The sequence below is a fragment of the Variovorax gracilis genome (genome assembly GCF_030317115.1).
In the GTDB taxonomy this organism is placed as follows: Bacteria; Pseudomonadota; Gammaproteobacteria; order Burkholderiales; family Burkholderiaceae_C; genus Variovorax; species Variovorax gracilis.
Genome location: NZ_JASZYF010000008.1, coordinates 78,435 through 93,070 on the forward strand (window position 1 = coordinate 78,435; position 14,636 = coordinate 93,070).

Below are 14,636 nucleotides of genomic sequence, written 5' to 3' on the forward strand. Positions count from 1 at the left end.
GGGAGGTCGCCGCAGGTGACGACAAAGCAGCGAGGCGACGCGGCGGAAGATGCCGCGCTCGACCACTTGCAGGCGGCCGGCCTGAGCCTGGTCGCGCGCAATTATCGAACCCCCGGCCGCGGTGGCGGCGAGATCGACCTGATCATGCGCGATCCGGGCGACGGCACGCTGGTGTTCGTCGAGGTGCGGCAGCGTGCGAGCGGCACGCATGGCGGCGCCGGGGGCAGCATCACCGGCGTGAAGCAGCGCCGCATCGTCTTCGCGGCGCGGCACTACATCAGCCGGCTCCGCGTGCTGCCGCCATGCCGTTTCGACGTGGTGCTGATCGAGGAGCGCATCGAGTGGATCCAGGGCGCGTTCGATGCGGGTTGAGGCGTTCGCGGAACCCATCGGCCGAACCCGGCTCTACGTCGCTACACGTTTTGTTTCACCGAGCGCGTCTCATCGCGCAGTTATCATCCCGCCCCATGCTTGAGCAACGCATCCAGCAGCATTTCATCGACAGCGCCGACCTGAAGTACCAGGCAGGCCCCCTTCTCGGTAAACCCATTTCGCAAGCGATGCAGGCGCTGCTTGCGTGCGTCACCAGCGGCGGCAAGATCCTCGCGTGCGGCGCGGGCGTGTCCGGCTTCCTGGCGGCGCAGTTCGCCTCGCAGTTCGTCGGCCGTTTCGAGCGCGATCGTCCCGAGCTGGCCGCAATCGCCTTGCCCGGCGACCCGACCGATCCCGCCGCCGACACGCCCGATGCACTCGACGCCGACCGCTTCGCGCGGCAGGTCCGGGCGCTCGGCCAGGCCGGCGACGTGCTGCTCGCCCTGAGCGCGAGCGGCCAGTCCGCCGCGGTGCTGGCGGCGGTCGAAGCCGCCCACGCACGGGACATGACAGTCGTGGCACTGCTCGGCAACGCCGGCAACGCGGGCGGCGGTTCAGGCGGGGCGGTGGGGCGCGCGCTGCGCGAAACCGACGTCCAGGTCACCGTGCCGCACGAGCGCGGAGCGCGCATCCACGAGGTGCACCTGCTCACGCTGCACTGCCTGTGCGACGGCGTCGATGCGCAACTGCTCGGCGATCAGGACAGCGATTCCTCGCTCCTGTCCGTCTGAACCTGCTTCACTGCGCGGCGGCTGCGCCTTGCTTCGACGGCTGGTTGGTGGCGTCGATCCGCTTCAGCAGGTCGCGATAGGTCGGTGATTCGCGTAGCAACTTTCCGCCGAGGGCGCGCAGGCGGTCCACGGCCTCGTCCGGCAGCACGAAGCTGGTGGGCAGGTTCATGAAGTAGCGCTTTTCCTCAGGGTCGTGGATTTCATCGAAGCTCACGTCGATGGCGTCGAAGGTCAGCTTCAACACCGATGCTTCGGCCTGGGCCTTCGACATCCCGGCGAGTCGGCGCTCGGCGATCGCGAGTTCCCGCTTGTCGGCCCAGCGCTGGGCAATGTCCTTCAGCAGCTCGACCGATTCGTAGGAGAAGTGATCGATCGGCACGCTCGACGATTGCAGCAGCTGCGAGACGATCCCCGGCGCGATGGCTCGGCGGTCCCAGTCGGTGTCCGGCGCCGAGCGCGAGTTGACGACCACCACCACGATCCGGCGGATGTGCTGCAACCCCACCTGCTCCTGGAAGGCCGGGCTTGCCTCCACTTCTTCCAGCGCTTCGAGCAGGCCGCGCAGGCCGAGGTTGTCGGACACGCCGCCGTCGACCACGTGCAGGTACGGGCGGTTCTTGCTGTCCTGGAAGCTCTGGATGTCGCGGTAGCGCAGCAGGGCGCGGCCGGCCGGGCGCTCGGGGCCGTCGGCCTTGGTGACGTCCTTGACCCACGCGGGCATGACCGCGCCGCAGGTTCCGCCGTAGTTGTGGTACGTGACCGGCGACAGCACGGCGGGCACGGCGGACGAAGTCGCGGCGGCCCGGGCGAGCCGCACCTTGCCCAAGTCGGAGCACAGCAGGTCGAAGTGGTCCTGCGAGAACGGAAAGCGTGCGCCGGTCGAGAGGTCCGTGCCGGTCACTGCCGTCACGGGCGTGGGCTTGTCGATCAGGTCGTCGAAGGTCGCGCCGCCGAAGAGGATCTGGTCGTAGTAGTCGGCCGCGAACTCGGAGCGCCCGTAGAGGCCGCTGCCGAGCGCAAACCAGTTGATGGGGTTCAGCGCACCCCAGGTGAGCGCGCCCTGCACGTTGCGCTTGAGGAAGCGCGGCTCGTACTCCGTGAACAGCCGATCGCCATAAAGCGCATAGGCCAGCGCGGTGAAGCTGCCGCCGGAGACACCGGCAATGGCATCGACTTCCGACAGGAGGTTGACGGGCTGTCCCTTCACCATGACGCTCGTGCGCCGCAGTTCTTCCAGCACGCCGTACGAGAAAGCCGCTGCGCGCGTTCCACCGCCCGAGAAGGTCAGCAGGAACAGCGTGTCCGCGTCATTCTTGACGCCGTGCGTGCGCTTCAGCATGTTGCCGACGCGGTAGCCGCTGTCCAGGTCGACATGGTCGATGGGCGGATTGACCGGCGCGAAGGAGTTGCATCCGGCGAGAACCAGCGCAGCGACGGCGCCCGTCATCCTTCGGACAAGTTGTGTCTGCGACCCGGGAGACTGCTTCAAGGGGCTTCCTTCCTCGTTCCAACATCTGCGAACCGACACGAATCGGCTCGCAACAACCGCGCCACCGACCGGTGCGCAAGCCGTCGCCGAGCGCGAATTGTAGGGACGCACTTTGTCTGACGTGTGTAGGAGCCAGGCGATGACACGCGGTAACGGGCGGTCGAATTCGCTGGGCTAAACTCGCCGCGATCAGAGGCAGGGAGCGGGCAGAAGCACTCGCCGGCACAAGTCCGCCACAGAACTTTTGCGCACCGACCCACTCATCCAGCAGGACGACGCACAGGCTTCCGAACGGAATGCCACGGCCGGCCTGCGCATCGTCCATCTCACACCCACAAGCACTGGAAGGTCCTATCTATGACGACGAGATCCACTCAACGCATCGCGATGGCATTGGCCGCAGGCGCCGTACTGGTCGCCGGCCTTTCCGCCTGCGTTCCGCTGGTCGTCGGAGGGGCCGCTGCCGTCGGCGTGGGCATGGTGGCCACGGACCGCCGCAGCTCCGGCGCGCAGGTGGACGACCAGGGCATCGAGCTGCGCGGCGGCGCGCGCATCCGCGAGATCGCCAACGACAACATGTACGTCAGCATCACGAGCTTCAATCGTCAGGTGCTCCTGACAGGCTCGGTGGGCACGGAGGCGGATCGCATCAAGGTCGAGGAGGTCATCCGCCGCGTCGACAACGTGCGCTCGGTCGTCAACGAACTGACGGTCGGCCCGCCGGCGAGCTTCCAGGACCGTTCGAACGACACCTTCATCAGCGGCAAGGTCAAGGCCTCGCTGCTCGACGCGAAGGACATCTTCGCGAACTCGTTCAAGGTCGTGACCGAGCGTGGCACGGTGTACATGATGGGCATCGCGACCCGCCGCGAGACCGATCGCGCCACCGACATCGCACGTGGCGTGTCGGGTGTGACGAAGGTGGTGCGCGTGGTGGAGATCGTCAGCGAGCAGGATCTGGCGAATATCCAGAGCCAGCAACAGCCGCAGCCTTCGCAAGGCGGTGCCACGCAGGGCGGAACGGGCGCAGCCCCGGCTTCGACTTCGCGTGTTCCGCTGCCGCCGATGGAGCCGCTGCCGTCGACGCCTTCCGGCGGCGGTGCGACGACCTCGCCCGTCCGCTGAGGCGCCGCCGCCTTACTTGAGCCGGGTGATCAGGCTCGACGTGTCCCAGCGGTTGCCGCCGGACTGCTGCACGTCGGCGTAGAACTGATCCACCAGTGCTGTCACCGGAAGCCGGGCGCCGTTGCGCTTGGCTTCGTCGAGCACGAGGCCGAGGTCCTTGCGCATCCAGTCGACCGCGAAGCCGAAATCGAACTTGCCTTCGATCATGGTCTTGCCGCGGTTGTCCATCTGCCAGCTCTGCGCCGCGCCCTTGCCGATGACGCCGAGCACTTCGTTCATGTCGAGTCCGGCGCGCTGGCCGAAGGCGATGGCTTCGGAGAGGCCCTGCACCAGGCCGGCGATGGCGATCTGGTTGACCATCTTCGCGAGCTGGCCCGCGCCGCTCTCGCCCACACGGGTGACGGCGCGCGCGAAGGCGGCGGTCACGGGCTTGATGCGATCGAAGGTGGCCGCATCGCCGCCGCACATCACCGTCAGCACGCCGTTCTGCGCGCCGGCCTGGCCGCCCGAGACGGGCGCATCGATGAACTGCAGGCCGCGTTCGATCGCGGCCTTGGAGAGTTCACGTGCCACGTCGGCCGAAGCCGTGGTGTGGTCCACCAACACCGAGCCCTTGGCCATGCCCGCGAAAGCGCCGTTGTCGCCGAGCACCACCGAGCGAAGGTCGTCGTCGTTGCCGACGCAGCAGAAGACGATGTCCACATTGGAGGCCGCGCCCCTCGGCGTGGCCGAGTGGGTCAGGGTGCCCTTGGCCTGCGGCTTGAACTCTGCCTGCCAGGCGATGGATTTGGCATCGGTCCGGTTGTAGACCGTCACGTCGTGACCCGCCAGCGCGAGGTGGCCGGCCATGGGATAGCCCATCACGCCGAGGCCGAGGAAGGCGACCTTCTGCGAGGGGATGGAATCGTAGGTTTTGGGGTTGAGGCTGCTCATCCCCCTAGCTTAGCTCGGCACGTTCCGAGACCTTCAGGAACACTGCGGAACCGGCTCCGCCGGGCCGCAGGTGTTGCCCCCGGCAGGGGGTAGGCGGCTACACGCAGTGAGCAAGCCTGGGGGCGAGCCTAGACAATCGCGAAGTGCTCGGTTCCGGCTGAGAGATCCGTGGATCGCGCCCGCTGGCTATTGAGCTTGATCTGCAAGCGCAGGTCGTTCGCCGAGTCGGCATTGCGGATCGCATCCTCGAAACTGATCGCATTGCCCTCGAACAGGTCGAACAGCGCCTGGTCGAAAGTCTGCATGCCGAGGTTGCGGCTCTTCTTCATGATTTCCTTGATCTCGCCCACCTCGCCCTTGAAGATCAGGTCGGAGATCAGCGGCGTGTTCAGCAGGATCTCGACGGCGGCGATGCGCCCATGCCCGTCCTCGGTCGGGATCAGGCGCTGCGACACCAGCGAACGCAGGTTCAGCGACAGGTCCATCAGCAACTGCGCACGGCGCTCTTCGGGGAAGAAATTGATGATCCGGTCCAGCGCCTGGTTGGCGCTGTTGGCATGCAGGGTGGCCATGCACAGGTGGCCGGTTTCGGCAAAGGCCACGGCATGTTCCATGGTCTCTCGGTCGCGGATTTCACCCATCAGGATCACGTCGGGCGCCTGGCGCAGCGTGTTCTTGAGCGCTGCTTCCCAACTGTCGGTGTCGATGCCGACTTCGCGCTGCGTCACCACGCAGTTCTTGTGCGGATGCACGAACTCCACCGGGTCTTCCACCGTCACGATGTGGCCGAATGAGTTCTCGTTGCGCCAGTCGATCATCGCGGCGAGCGTGGTCGACTTGCCCGAGCCGGTCGCGCCGACCAGGATGGTGAGGCCGCGCTTGGTCATCGCCACGTCCTTGAGCACCTGCGGCATGCCCAGGCCGTCGATGGTCGGCAGCTTGGCGGGGATGGTCCGCAGCACCATGCCGACCTTGCCCTGCTGCACGAAGGCATTGACGCGGAAGCGGCCGATGCCCGTCGGCGAGATCGCGAAGTTGCATTCCTTCGTGCGCTCGAACTCGGCCGTCTGGCGGTCGTTCATGATGGAACGCGTGAGCGCCAGCGTGTGCTGCGCGCCGAGCGCCTGCTGCGACACCTTGGTCACCTTGCCGTCGACCTTGATCGCCGGCGGAAACTCCGCCGTGATGAACAGGTCGCTGCCGTTGCGGCTCACCATGAGCTTCAGCAGGTCGTTGATGAACTGGCTGGCCTGATCGCGTTCCATCTGAGCTCCTAGTGCAGTCGTGAGGGCAGCCCTTGTGCCCTCTCATTCGAGAAATACCGCAGAACCGGCTGTGCCGGGCCGCAGGTATTGCCCCCTGCAAGGGGGTTGGCGAAGCGACACGAAGTGCGCGCAGCCTGGGGGTGTGCCATATCAACCTGGGAAATTCTCGGGGATCTTGGCCTTGCCCCGCGCTTCTGCGGAGGAAATGACACTGCGGCGCACGAGGTCCGTGAGGTTCTGGTCCAGCGTCTGCATGCCCTGGCCGCTGCCGGTCTGGATCGACGAATACATCTGCGCGACCTTGCCTTCGCGGATCAGGTTCCGGATGGCGGGCGTGCCCAGCATGATCTCGTGCGCGGCCACGCGGCCCTGGCCGTCCTTGGTCTTGCACAGCGTCTGCGAGATCACGGCCTGGAGCGATTCGGACAGCATGGCGCGGATCATTTCCTTCTCTTCGCCGGGGAAGACGTCGATGATCCGGTCGATGGTCTTGGCGGCGGACGAGGTGTGCAGCGTGCCGAACACCAGGTGACCCGTTTCTGCCGCGGTCATCGCGAGGCGGATGGTTTCGAGGTCGCGCATTTCGCCGACGAGGATCGCGTCCGGGTCTTCACGCAGCGCGGAGCGCAGCGCATTCGCGAAGGAGAGCGTCATGGGCCCGACTTCGCGCTGGTTGATCAGGCACTTCTTGGATTCGTGCACGAACTCGATCGGGTCCTCGACGGTCAGGATGTGGCCGTACTCGGTCTCGTTGAGGTAGTTGATCATCGCGGCCAGCGTGGTCGACTTGCCGGAGCCGGTCGGGCCGGTCACGAGCACGAGGCCACGGGGCTTGAGCGCGAGGTCGCCGAAAATCTTGGGCGCGTTGAGCTGCTCCAGCGTCAGGATCTTGGACGGAATCGTCCGGAACACCGCCGCGGCGCCACGCGCCTGGTTGAAGGCGTTCACGCGGAAGCGCGCCAGGCCGTCGATCTCGAACGAGAAGTCGACCTCCAGGAACTCTTCGTAATGCTTGCGGTGCGTGTCGCTCATGATGTCGTACACCATGGCGTGGACGGCCTTGTGGTCGAGCGCGTCGACATTGATGCGCCGCACGTCGCCGTGCACCCGGATCATCGGCGGCAGGCCGGACGACAGATGCAAGTCGGACGCCTTGTTCTTGACGCTGAAAGCAAGCAGTTGGGTAATGTCCACGCAATTCCTTGGTGACGTTTTGATACGACTTTGAAGATTATGACGATGATTGGCGACAAGCTCCAGCAAGTTCAGGCTCGAATCGTGACCGCGTGCACAGCGGCCGGACGCGATCCGGCGAGCGTGCACTTGCTTGCGGTTTCGAAGACGTTCCCGGCCGAGGCGGTGCGCGAAGCCCATGCGGTCGGCCAGACGGCCTTTGGCGAGAACTATGTTCAGGAAGGCGTCGCCAAGATCGAGGCCCTGGCCGATCTGCGCAGCCGGCTCGAATGGCACTGCATCGGGCCGCTGCAGAGCAACAAGACGCGCGTGGTGGCCGAGCATTTCGACTGGGTGCACAGCATCGATCGCCTCAAGATCGCCGAGCGGCTGGCGGAGCAGCGGCCGGCGCATCTCCCACCCTTGCAGGTGTGCCTGCAGGTCAATGTGGATGGGGGCGCCAACAAGTCGGGTGTCGCAGCCGAGGAAGCGCTTTCCCTAGCATGCGCTGTGGCGGCGTTGCCACGTTTGCGGCTCCGCGGGGTGATGGCGATCCCTGAACCGGCGTCGGATTTCGCTGCGCAGCGCGAACTGTTCCTGCGCGCGGCCGGAGTGTTCGATCAGATCAGGGCGTCAGGGATTGAACTCGACACGCTCTCGCTGGGCATGTCCGCGGATCTGGAGGCGGCCGTTGCGGCCGGCAGCACCATGGTCCGCATCGGCACCGCCATCTTTGGAAAGCGATGAGCGCTGTTCCCGACCTAGATGCCCAGGGGTAGTCTGGCGCTGCTTTTCACCTCTTCCATCACCGCGTAGGTCCGGGTCTCCCGCACCCCCGGCAGTTGCCACAGAACCGTGCCGGCGAACGCGCGATAGGCCGCCATGTCGGCCATGCGGGTCTTGAGCAGGTAGTCGAAGCCGCCGGCGACCATGTGACATTCCATGATCTCGTCGCGCACCTGCACGGCTGCCTTGAATTCGTCGAACACATTGGGCGTGGTGCGATCGAGCAGCACCTCGACGAACACCGTGAAGCCGCGCCCGAGCTTGTGCGGGTCCAGCCGGGCCTCGTAGCCGAGGATGAAGCCTTCGCGCGTCAGGCGCTGCACGCGCGCGAGCACGGCGGTGGGGGAAAGGGCCACAGTCTCGGCCAGCTTGAGATTGGAAATCCTGCCGTCTTCCTGAAGAACCTTCAGGATTTTCATGTCGATGCGGTCCAGATCGGAGGGGATGTCGCTCATGGGTAGTGAATTATCCGGTCGAGAGCGAATATTTGGTGAATAACTCGCCGGGGGAAGGCGGAGCATCAGCCCACTCACTATCCATACGGTCCGCCATGCGCCTCCCCACCCCCTACCGACCCGAAGCCGAGATCGTTTCTCACCGCCTCGCCTCGTTGAAAGGCGCGCTCGACTGGGCGCTGGCGGTGCCCACCGCATCGCCCTGGGTGCGCGCCGTGCGCGACAAGCCGCCGCCGTTCTGGGCCATGGAAAGCCTTCTGCGCGAATACCCGATCTCCAGCGCGGAAGGCCTGGCGCTCATGCGACTGGCCGAGGCGCTGCTGAGAGTGCCGGATGCCGAGACGGCCATTGCGCTGACCGCCGACCAGCTGGGTCGAGCCGACTTCGAGGGTAGCGCCGACTCGACGCTGGCGCGACTTTCATCTTCAGCGATCGCGCTGTCGAAGAAGTTCCTCCCGCACTTTTCCGACGGGGAGGGCGAGGCAGAGTCCGAGCCGGGGCTGATGGCGAGGCTGGGTGCCCGCACGGTGGTGGCCGCGACGCTGCGCGCAGTGCAGTTGCTGGGCCGCCAGTTCGTGCTGGGCCAGACCATCGACGAAGCGATGGGCGAGGCCCGGTCGGCTCACAGGAAGCATGCCGCGCTGCGCTTCAGCTACGACATGCTGGGCGAAGGTGCCCGCACCGATGCGGATGCGCTGCACTACCTCGACAGCTACATCAACGCCATCCACTCCATCGCCTCCGGCGCCGACCGCGCCGGCACGCCGGAGCACAACGATGGCATCTCCATCAAGCTCAGCGCGCTGCATCCCCGCTATGAAGACGCCCAGCGCGAACGCGTGATGAACGAACTCGTCCCGCGCGTCTGGCAACTGTGCGAACTGGCGGCCGACGCGAACCTCAATCTCACGATCGACGCCGAGGAGGTGGATCGCCTCGAACTGTCGCTCGACGTCTTCGAAGCCCTCGCGGCGCAGGTCGCGGCCAGGCGCCCTCGATGGCGCGGCTTCGGGCTCGCGATGCAGGCCTACCAGACGCGCGCGCTGGAACTGGTCGAGCACGTCACGGCGATCGCGCGCAAGTACGAACTGCGCCTGATGTGCCGGCTGGTGAAGGGCGCCTATTGGGATGCGGAGGTCAAGCGGACCCAGGAGTTGGGATTCCCGTACTACCCGGTGTTCACGCACAAGCACCACACCGATCTGAGCTACCTGGCCTGCGCCCGTGCGCTGCTGGCCGCGCCGGATGCGATCTACCCGCAGTTCGCGACGCACAACGCCGGGACCATCGCGGCGATCCTGCAGATGGCCGGGGATGTCCCCTTCGAATTGCAGCGTCTGCACGGGATGGGCGAGGGCGTCTACCGGGAGGTGATGAAGAGCACCTCCGCGCCGGTGCGCGTCTACGCGCCCGTGGGCAAGCACAAGGACCTGCTGGCCTACCTGGTGCGCAGGTTGCTGGAGAACGGAGCCAATTCGTCCTTCGTCAACCAGCTGGGCGACGAATCGGTGGGCATGGATCAACTCCTGGTGTCCCCGCTGTGGCTGGAGCGCGAGGCATCGTTGCCCTTGCCGAACGAGCTTTACGGACCGCCGCCTGCGCGCCGCAACAGCAATGGCGTCGACTTGACGGTGGAAGCGATGCGCGCCCCATTGCTCGATGCTTTGGCCACCACCACCGTGCCGGTCGTGCCGGAATTCGAATCCCATCGCGCGGAAGCTGCGGTGTCGGCCGCCGCCGCCTGCTACCGCACGTGGACCCGCACGCCCGTCGCGCAACGCGCCGCCTCGCTGCGCCACGCCGCGGACGCGCTCGACGCCGCCCTCCCGCGCTTCTGCGCGCTGCTGGTCAAGGAAGCGGCCAAGACCTGGGGCGATGCAGTGGCCGAAGTCCGCGAGGCGGTCGACTTCCTGCGCTACTACGCCGACGAGGCCGAACGGGTCATGCAGCCGGTCGCGCTGCCCGGACCGACAGGCGAGAGCAATGAACTGCGCCTGACCGGGCGCGGCCCGTGGGTGTGCATCAGCCCGTGGAATTTCCCGCTGGCGATCTTTCTTGGGCAGGTGGCCGCCGCGCTCGCCACCGGCAACACCGTGCTGGCCAAGCCGGCCGAGCAGACGCCTGCCGTGGCATTGGAGGCCGTCAGGCTGCTGCATGCGGCCGGCGTTCCGGCCGATGCGGTGCAACTTCTGCATGGCCCCGGCGAAACGGTCGGCGCCGCGCTGGTCGCGGCAACCGGCGTGGCGGGCGTGGTGTTCACGGGATCGACGCAGGTCGCCAAGGTCATCCACCGCGCCCTTGCATCCAAGGACGGCCCGATCGTGCCGCTGATTGCCGAGACGGGCGGCATCAACGCGATGGTGGTCGATTCCAGCGCGCTGCCCGAGCAGGTGGTCGATGCGGTGGTGCAGAGCGCATTCCGCTCGGCCGGCCAGCGCTGCTCGGCCCTTCGCCTGTTGCTGATCCACGAAAGCATTGCCGACGACGTGATCGAGATGATCCGGGGCGCTGCCAGGGAACTGGTCGCCGGCGACCCGGCGCTGCTCGCGACGGACGTCGGCCCCGTGATCGACCGCGAGGCCTTCGACGGCATCCAGCGCCACCTGCAGCGCCTGAACTTGGAAGCGAAGGTGCTTGTCGCCCCGGCGCGCCCGGCGCAGGAGGTGCCCAACCTCGTGCCGCCGCATGCCTTCGAAGTACCCTCCATCGACAGCGTGAAGACCGAGATCTTCGGCCCGGTGCTGCACGTCGTGCGCTGGTCGGGCGACCCCCAAGCGGTCATCGACCGGATCAACGCGCTCGGCTTCGGACTCACCCTCGGCATCCAGACCCGCATCGACAGCCGCGCCCAGGCGATGGCCGCCCGGGCCCATGTCGGCAACATCTACGTCAACCGCAACATCATCGGCGCGGTGGTCGGGGTGCAGCCCTTCGGCGGCGAAGGCCTGAGCGGAACCGGCCCCAAGGCCGGCGGACCGCACTACCTGTTGCGCTTCTGCGCGGAGCAGACGCTCACTATCAACACCACTGCCGCGGGCGGCAATGCGGCGCTGCTTGCCGCCATCGCATAACCGCCATAGCAATGCGCATAGGCGTGGCGCCGCGCCCGGCGAAGGACTATGGTCGCGCCTATCCGTTCAACAACAAGGGATCGCCATGAGTTCCGTCCTCTCCTACGTCCAGCCGACCGCCAACAGCCCCTGGGGCACCTACCTGTCGCAAGTCGACCGCGTCGTGCCCTACCTGGGTGACCTGGCGCGCTGGGTCGAAACGCTCAAGCGTCCGAAGCGCGCGCTGATCGTCGACGTGCCGATCGAGATGGACGACGGCTCGATCGCGCACTTCGAGGGCTATCGCGTGCAGCACAACATGTCGCGCGGCCCTGGCAAGGGTGGCGTGCGCTTCCACCCGGACGTCACGCTGGAGGAAGTCATGGCGCTCTCCGCCTGGATGACGGTCAAGACCGCGGCGGTCAACCTGCCGTACGGCGGCGCCAAGGGCGGCATACGCGTCGACCCCAAGAAGCTCTCGCTGAAGGAGCTTGAAAAAGTCACCCGCCGCTACACCAGCGAGATCGGCATCATCATCGGCCCGCACAGCGACATCCCCGCGCCCGACGTGAACACCAACGCCCAGATCATGGCCTGGATGATGGACACCTATTCGATGAACGTCGGCGGCACCGCCACTGGCGTGGTCACCGGCAAGCCGCTGCACCTGGGCGGCTCGCTCGGCCGCGTGAAGGCCACCGGCCGCGGCGTGTTCGTGACCGGCCGCGAAGCGGCCCGGCGCCTCGGGCTCGACCTGCGCGGCGCGCGGATCGCGGTGCAAGGCTTCGGCAACGTGGGTTCGGTGGCGGCCGAGTTGTTCGCCGAGGCGGGCGCCAGGATCGTCGCGGTGCAGGACCACACCGGCACGATCTTCAACGACAAGGGGCTCGACCTCCCGACGCTGGTGCCGATCTCCCGCACCGACGGCGTCGTCGCCTTCAAGGGCGGCGACGTGATCGACAACGAGGCCTTCTGGGACGTGGCCTGCGACATCCTGATCCCCGCCGCGCTGGAAGGGCAGGTGACTGCCGAGCGCGCGCAGAAGACCAAGGCCAAGCTGGTGCTCGAGGGCGCCAACGGGCCGACCGTGCCGACCGCCGACGACATACTGGCCGAGCGCGGCGTGCTGGTGGTGCCGGACGTGATCTGCAATGCCGGCGGCGTGACGGTGAGCTACTTCGAGTGGGTGCAGGACTTCTCGTCCTTCTTCTGGGACGAGGACGAGATCAACGTGCGACTCGACCGCATCATGATGAACGCGCTCAACAACATCTGGGACAAGGCCGACCACTACAAGATCAGCCTGCGCACCGCCACCTACGCGGTGGCCTGCGAGCGCATCCTGATGGCGCGCCAGGAGCGCGGCCTCTACCCATGATCCGCCCATGATCGAGGTGCCCGCCGCGGAACTGGCGCGCATCGAAGCCCTGCTGACCGACGGGCGGCGCAAGCTGCTCGGGCTGGTGGGCGCGCCTGGTTCGGGCAAGTCGACGCTTGCGCTGGCGTTGTTGCGGGCGTTTGCAGGGCGTGCGCAGGTGGTGCCGATGGACGGGTTTCATCTGGCCAACGCCGAGTTGCAGCGCTTGGGTCGCGCCGTGCGCAAAGGGGCGCCCGACACCTTCGACGGCGCAGGCTATGTCGCGCTGCTGCGGCGCCTGCGCGAGCAGGGCGCGGAGGAAATCGTCTACGCGCCCGAGTTCCGCCGCGAGATCGAAGAGCCGATCGCCGGCGCGATCGCCGTGCTGCCGGAGACGCAGTTGGTCATCACCGAAGGCAACTACCTGCTGCTCGACGATGGTCCGTGGGCCGGGGCGGCGGCTCTGCTCGACGAGGTCTGGTACGTCGACGTGGCGGATGAGCTTCGGCTGGACCGGCTCGTGCGGCGGCACGAGCAGTTCGGCCGCAGCCGGGCGGAGGCGCTGGCATGGGTCGAGCAGACGGACGAGCCCAATGCCCGCCGCATCGCCGCGACACGCGCCAAGGCGCATCGCGTGGTCCGCTTGGGCGGCTGAGCCGTCAAGTTGCCGGCCCAGGGGAACGCGCGACCCTCCGGCATGTCAAAAGGGGCGCCGGCCCGCCGTCTTGCGGCTAGCATTCCGAGTCTCGTCCTTCCATGCCCCTCATGCGCTCTCCGATTTCCCATGCAGCCGCTGCCGCGCTGCTGTTCTCGTTTCTCGTCGCGGGTTGCAGCACGGCAACGCGTCGCGTTTCGTACGAACCGGAAGTGTTCGATTCCACCACCACGCACACGCGGACCTACGTGGCGACCGAAGCCCAGACCTGCGAGGCGGCACGCCGCGCGCTGCTGAGCCAGGGCTACATGATCACCGCCGGCAATCACGAACTGGTCACCGGCCGCAAGAGCTTCCAGCCGGCGGCCGAGGTGCATGTGGAAGTGGAGTTCCGCGTCGTTTGCGCACGCGAGAGCAATGGCCGGAACGGGCCGCGCAGCACCATCGCGTTTGCGAGCGCGCTGCAGGATCGCTACGGCATCAAGAAGGTCAACAACTCCGCGACGGTGGGTGTGGGGGCGATCGGCTCGCTGTCGCTGCCGTTCTCGTCCAGCGACGACGCCTTGGTCAAGGTCGCGAGCGAAACGCTGACGGACGAGCGCTTCTACGACCGCTTCTTTGCACTGATCGATCGCTTCCTGCCGGAAGCGGCGGAAGAGACACCGGCCGAGGCGCGGCCTGTTCTGCCGTCGCAGCCGCTTATCGAGGCTCCGCTGCGCGACGTGCCCCTGACGCCGTCGCGCGGCTGAACCCGCCCGTTCAGGCCTCGGTCCGGTTCTTCGCCCGGGACAGCGCCGATTCCAGCTGTTCGACCGTGAAAGGCTTCTGGAGCCATAAAGTGCCTTCGATCGGCTCGGCTGGTGCCGGCCGGCCGGTGGCGAAGATCACTTCCAGCTTCTGGCGCGTGCGCAGGCTCTCCACCAGATCCATGCCCGAGAGGGCGGGCAGGCCGATGTCGGTGAGCAGGACGTCGAAGGCACCGTCCAGGTAACGGTCCTTGGCGGTCTCCGCGCTGCGCACGCCGGCAGCCCAATGACCGAGTAGCTGGAGCATTTCGACGGTGGCCGCGAGCGCATCGGGATCGTCTTCCACGACCAGTACGCGCAGCCCTTTAGCGCTTTCTCCTTTAGCGCTGTCTGTCCGTCCGCCCGTTGCGTCCTTCGCCGTGCTTGCCATCGTCGTTTTCTTGTGAAAACGCCAATCTAAGGATGACAAGCCGCGGATGGAATACCCGAAGCGCGGATT

The 14,636-nt window shown here is 66.8% G+C and carries 14 protein-coding genes; 8 read left to right on the top strand and 6 right to left on the bottom strand.

The window, feature by feature from the left end; translation table 11 throughout:
* The first annotated feature begins 15 nt into the window (after positions 1-15).
* Together QTH97_RS17265 and QTH97_RS17270 are read left to right on the top strand one after the other, a co-directional pair.
* Entirely contained in the window at positions 16-372 is a 357-nt protein-coding gene (locus QTH97_RS17265; RefSeq protein ID WP_286569600.1) for a YraN family protein, read from the top strand.
* 95 nt (positions 373-467) lie between these two features.
* A complete protein-coding gene (locus QTH97_RS17270) occupies positions 468-1,103 on the top strand; it encodes an SIS domain-containing protein (RefSeq protein ID WP_286569601.1) in 636 nt (211 codons plus the stop codon).
* Positions 1,104-1,110: 7 nt separating this feature from the next.
* On the opposite strand, the gene QTH97_RS17275 is transcribed toward QTH97_RS17270, so the two are convergent.
* Entirely contained in the window at positions 1,111-2,592 is a 1,482-nt protein-coding gene (locus tag QTH97_RS17275; protein ID WP_286569602.1) for a patatin-like phospholipase family protein, read from the bottom strand.
* A 357-nt stretch (positions 2,593-2,949) separates the two neighbouring features.
* On the opposite strand from QTH97_RS17275, the gene QTH97_RS17280 reads away from it, so the two are divergent.
* Entirely contained in the window at positions 2,950-3,717 is a 768-nt protein-coding gene (locus tag QTH97_RS17280; RefSeq protein ID WP_286569603.1) for a BON domain-containing protein, read from the top strand.
* A 12-nt stretch (positions 3,718-3,729) separates the two neighbouring features.
* Here the strand turns inward: QTH97_RS17280 and QTH97_RS17285 are convergent, their stop codons facing one another.
* The 3 genes from QTH97_RS17285 to QTH97_RS17295 form a co-directional block, all read right to left on the bottom strand.
* Positions 3,730-4,650, bottom strand: coding sequence for an NAD(P)-dependent oxidoreductase (locus QTH97_RS17285; RefSeq protein WP_286569604.1), 921 nt, complete (start codon positions 4,648-4,650; stop codon positions 3,730-3,732).
* Positions 4,651-4,778: 128 nt separating this feature from the next.
* Positions 4,779-5,915, bottom strand: coding sequence for a PilT/PilU family type 4a pilus ATPase (locus QTH97_RS17290; protein WP_286569605.1), 1,137 nt, complete (start codon positions 5,913-5,915; stop codon positions 4,779-4,781).
* Positions 5,916-6,065: 150 nt separating this feature from the next.
* Positions 6,066-7,109: a type IV pilus twitching motility protein PilT gene (locus QTH97_RS17295; RefSeq protein ID WP_286569606.1), complete on the bottom strand. Its 1,044-nt coding sequence runs from the start codon at positions 7,107-7,109 to the stop codon at positions 6,066-6,068.
* 39 nt (positions 7,110-7,148) lie between these two features.
* On the opposite strand from QTH97_RS17295, the gene QTH97_RS17300 reads away from it, so the two are divergent.
* Entirely contained in the window at positions 7,149-7,835 is a 687-nt protein-coding gene (locus QTH97_RS17300; protein WP_286569825.1) for a YggS family pyridoxal phosphate-dependent enzyme, read from the top strand.
* A gap of 14 nt (positions 7,836-7,849) precedes the next feature.
* Here the strand turns inward: QTH97_RS17300 and QTH97_RS17305 are convergent, their stop codons facing one another.
* Positions 7,850-8,329: an Lrp/AsnC ligand binding domain-containing protein gene (locus QTH97_RS17305; RefSeq protein WP_286569607.1), complete on the bottom strand. Its 480-nt coding sequence runs from the start codon at positions 8,327-8,329 to the stop codon at positions 7,850-7,852.
* 95 nt (positions 8,330-8,424) lie between these two features.
* Between QTH97_RS17305 and QTH97_RS17310 the strand changes: the two genes are divergently transcribed.
* From QTH97_RS17310 to QTH97_RS17325, 4 genes are all read left to right on the top strand, one after another.
* Positions 8,425-11,400: an L-glutamate gamma-semialdehyde dehydrogenase gene (locus tag QTH97_RS17310; protein WP_286569609.1), complete on the top strand. Its 2,976-nt coding sequence runs from the start codon at positions 8,425-8,427 to the stop codon at positions 11,398-11,400.
* A gap of 85 nt (positions 11,401-11,485) precedes the next feature.
* Positions 11,486-12,757, top strand: coding sequence for a Glu/Leu/Phe/Val family dehydrogenase (locus QTH97_RS17315; RefSeq protein WP_286569610.1), 1,272 nt, complete (start codon positions 11,486-11,488; stop codon positions 12,755-12,757).
* 7 nt (positions 12,758-12,764) lie between these two features.
* Positions 12,765-13,391, top strand: a complete 627-nt coding sequence (locus tag QTH97_RS17320) for a nucleoside/nucleotide kinase family protein (protein ID WP_286569611.1) — start codon at positions 12,765-12,767, stop codon at positions 13,389-13,391.
* Positions 13,392-13,501: 110 nt separating this feature from the next.
* Positions 13,502-14,140 (top strand): DUF2242 domain-containing protein, encoded by a 639-nt coding sequence (locus QTH97_RS17325; RefSeq protein ID WP_286569612.1) that lies wholly within the window; start codon positions 13,502-13,504, stop codon positions 14,138-14,140.
* 10 nt (positions 14,141-14,150) lie between these two features.
* Here the strand turns inward: QTH97_RS17325 and QTH97_RS17330 are convergent, their stop codons facing one another.
* Positions 14,151-14,567, bottom strand: a complete 417-nt coding sequence (locus QTH97_RS17330) for a response regulator (RefSeq protein ID WP_286569614.1) — start codon at positions 14,565-14,567, stop codon at positions 14,151-14,153.
* Between the last annotated feature and the right edge of the window lie 69 nt (positions 14,568-14,636).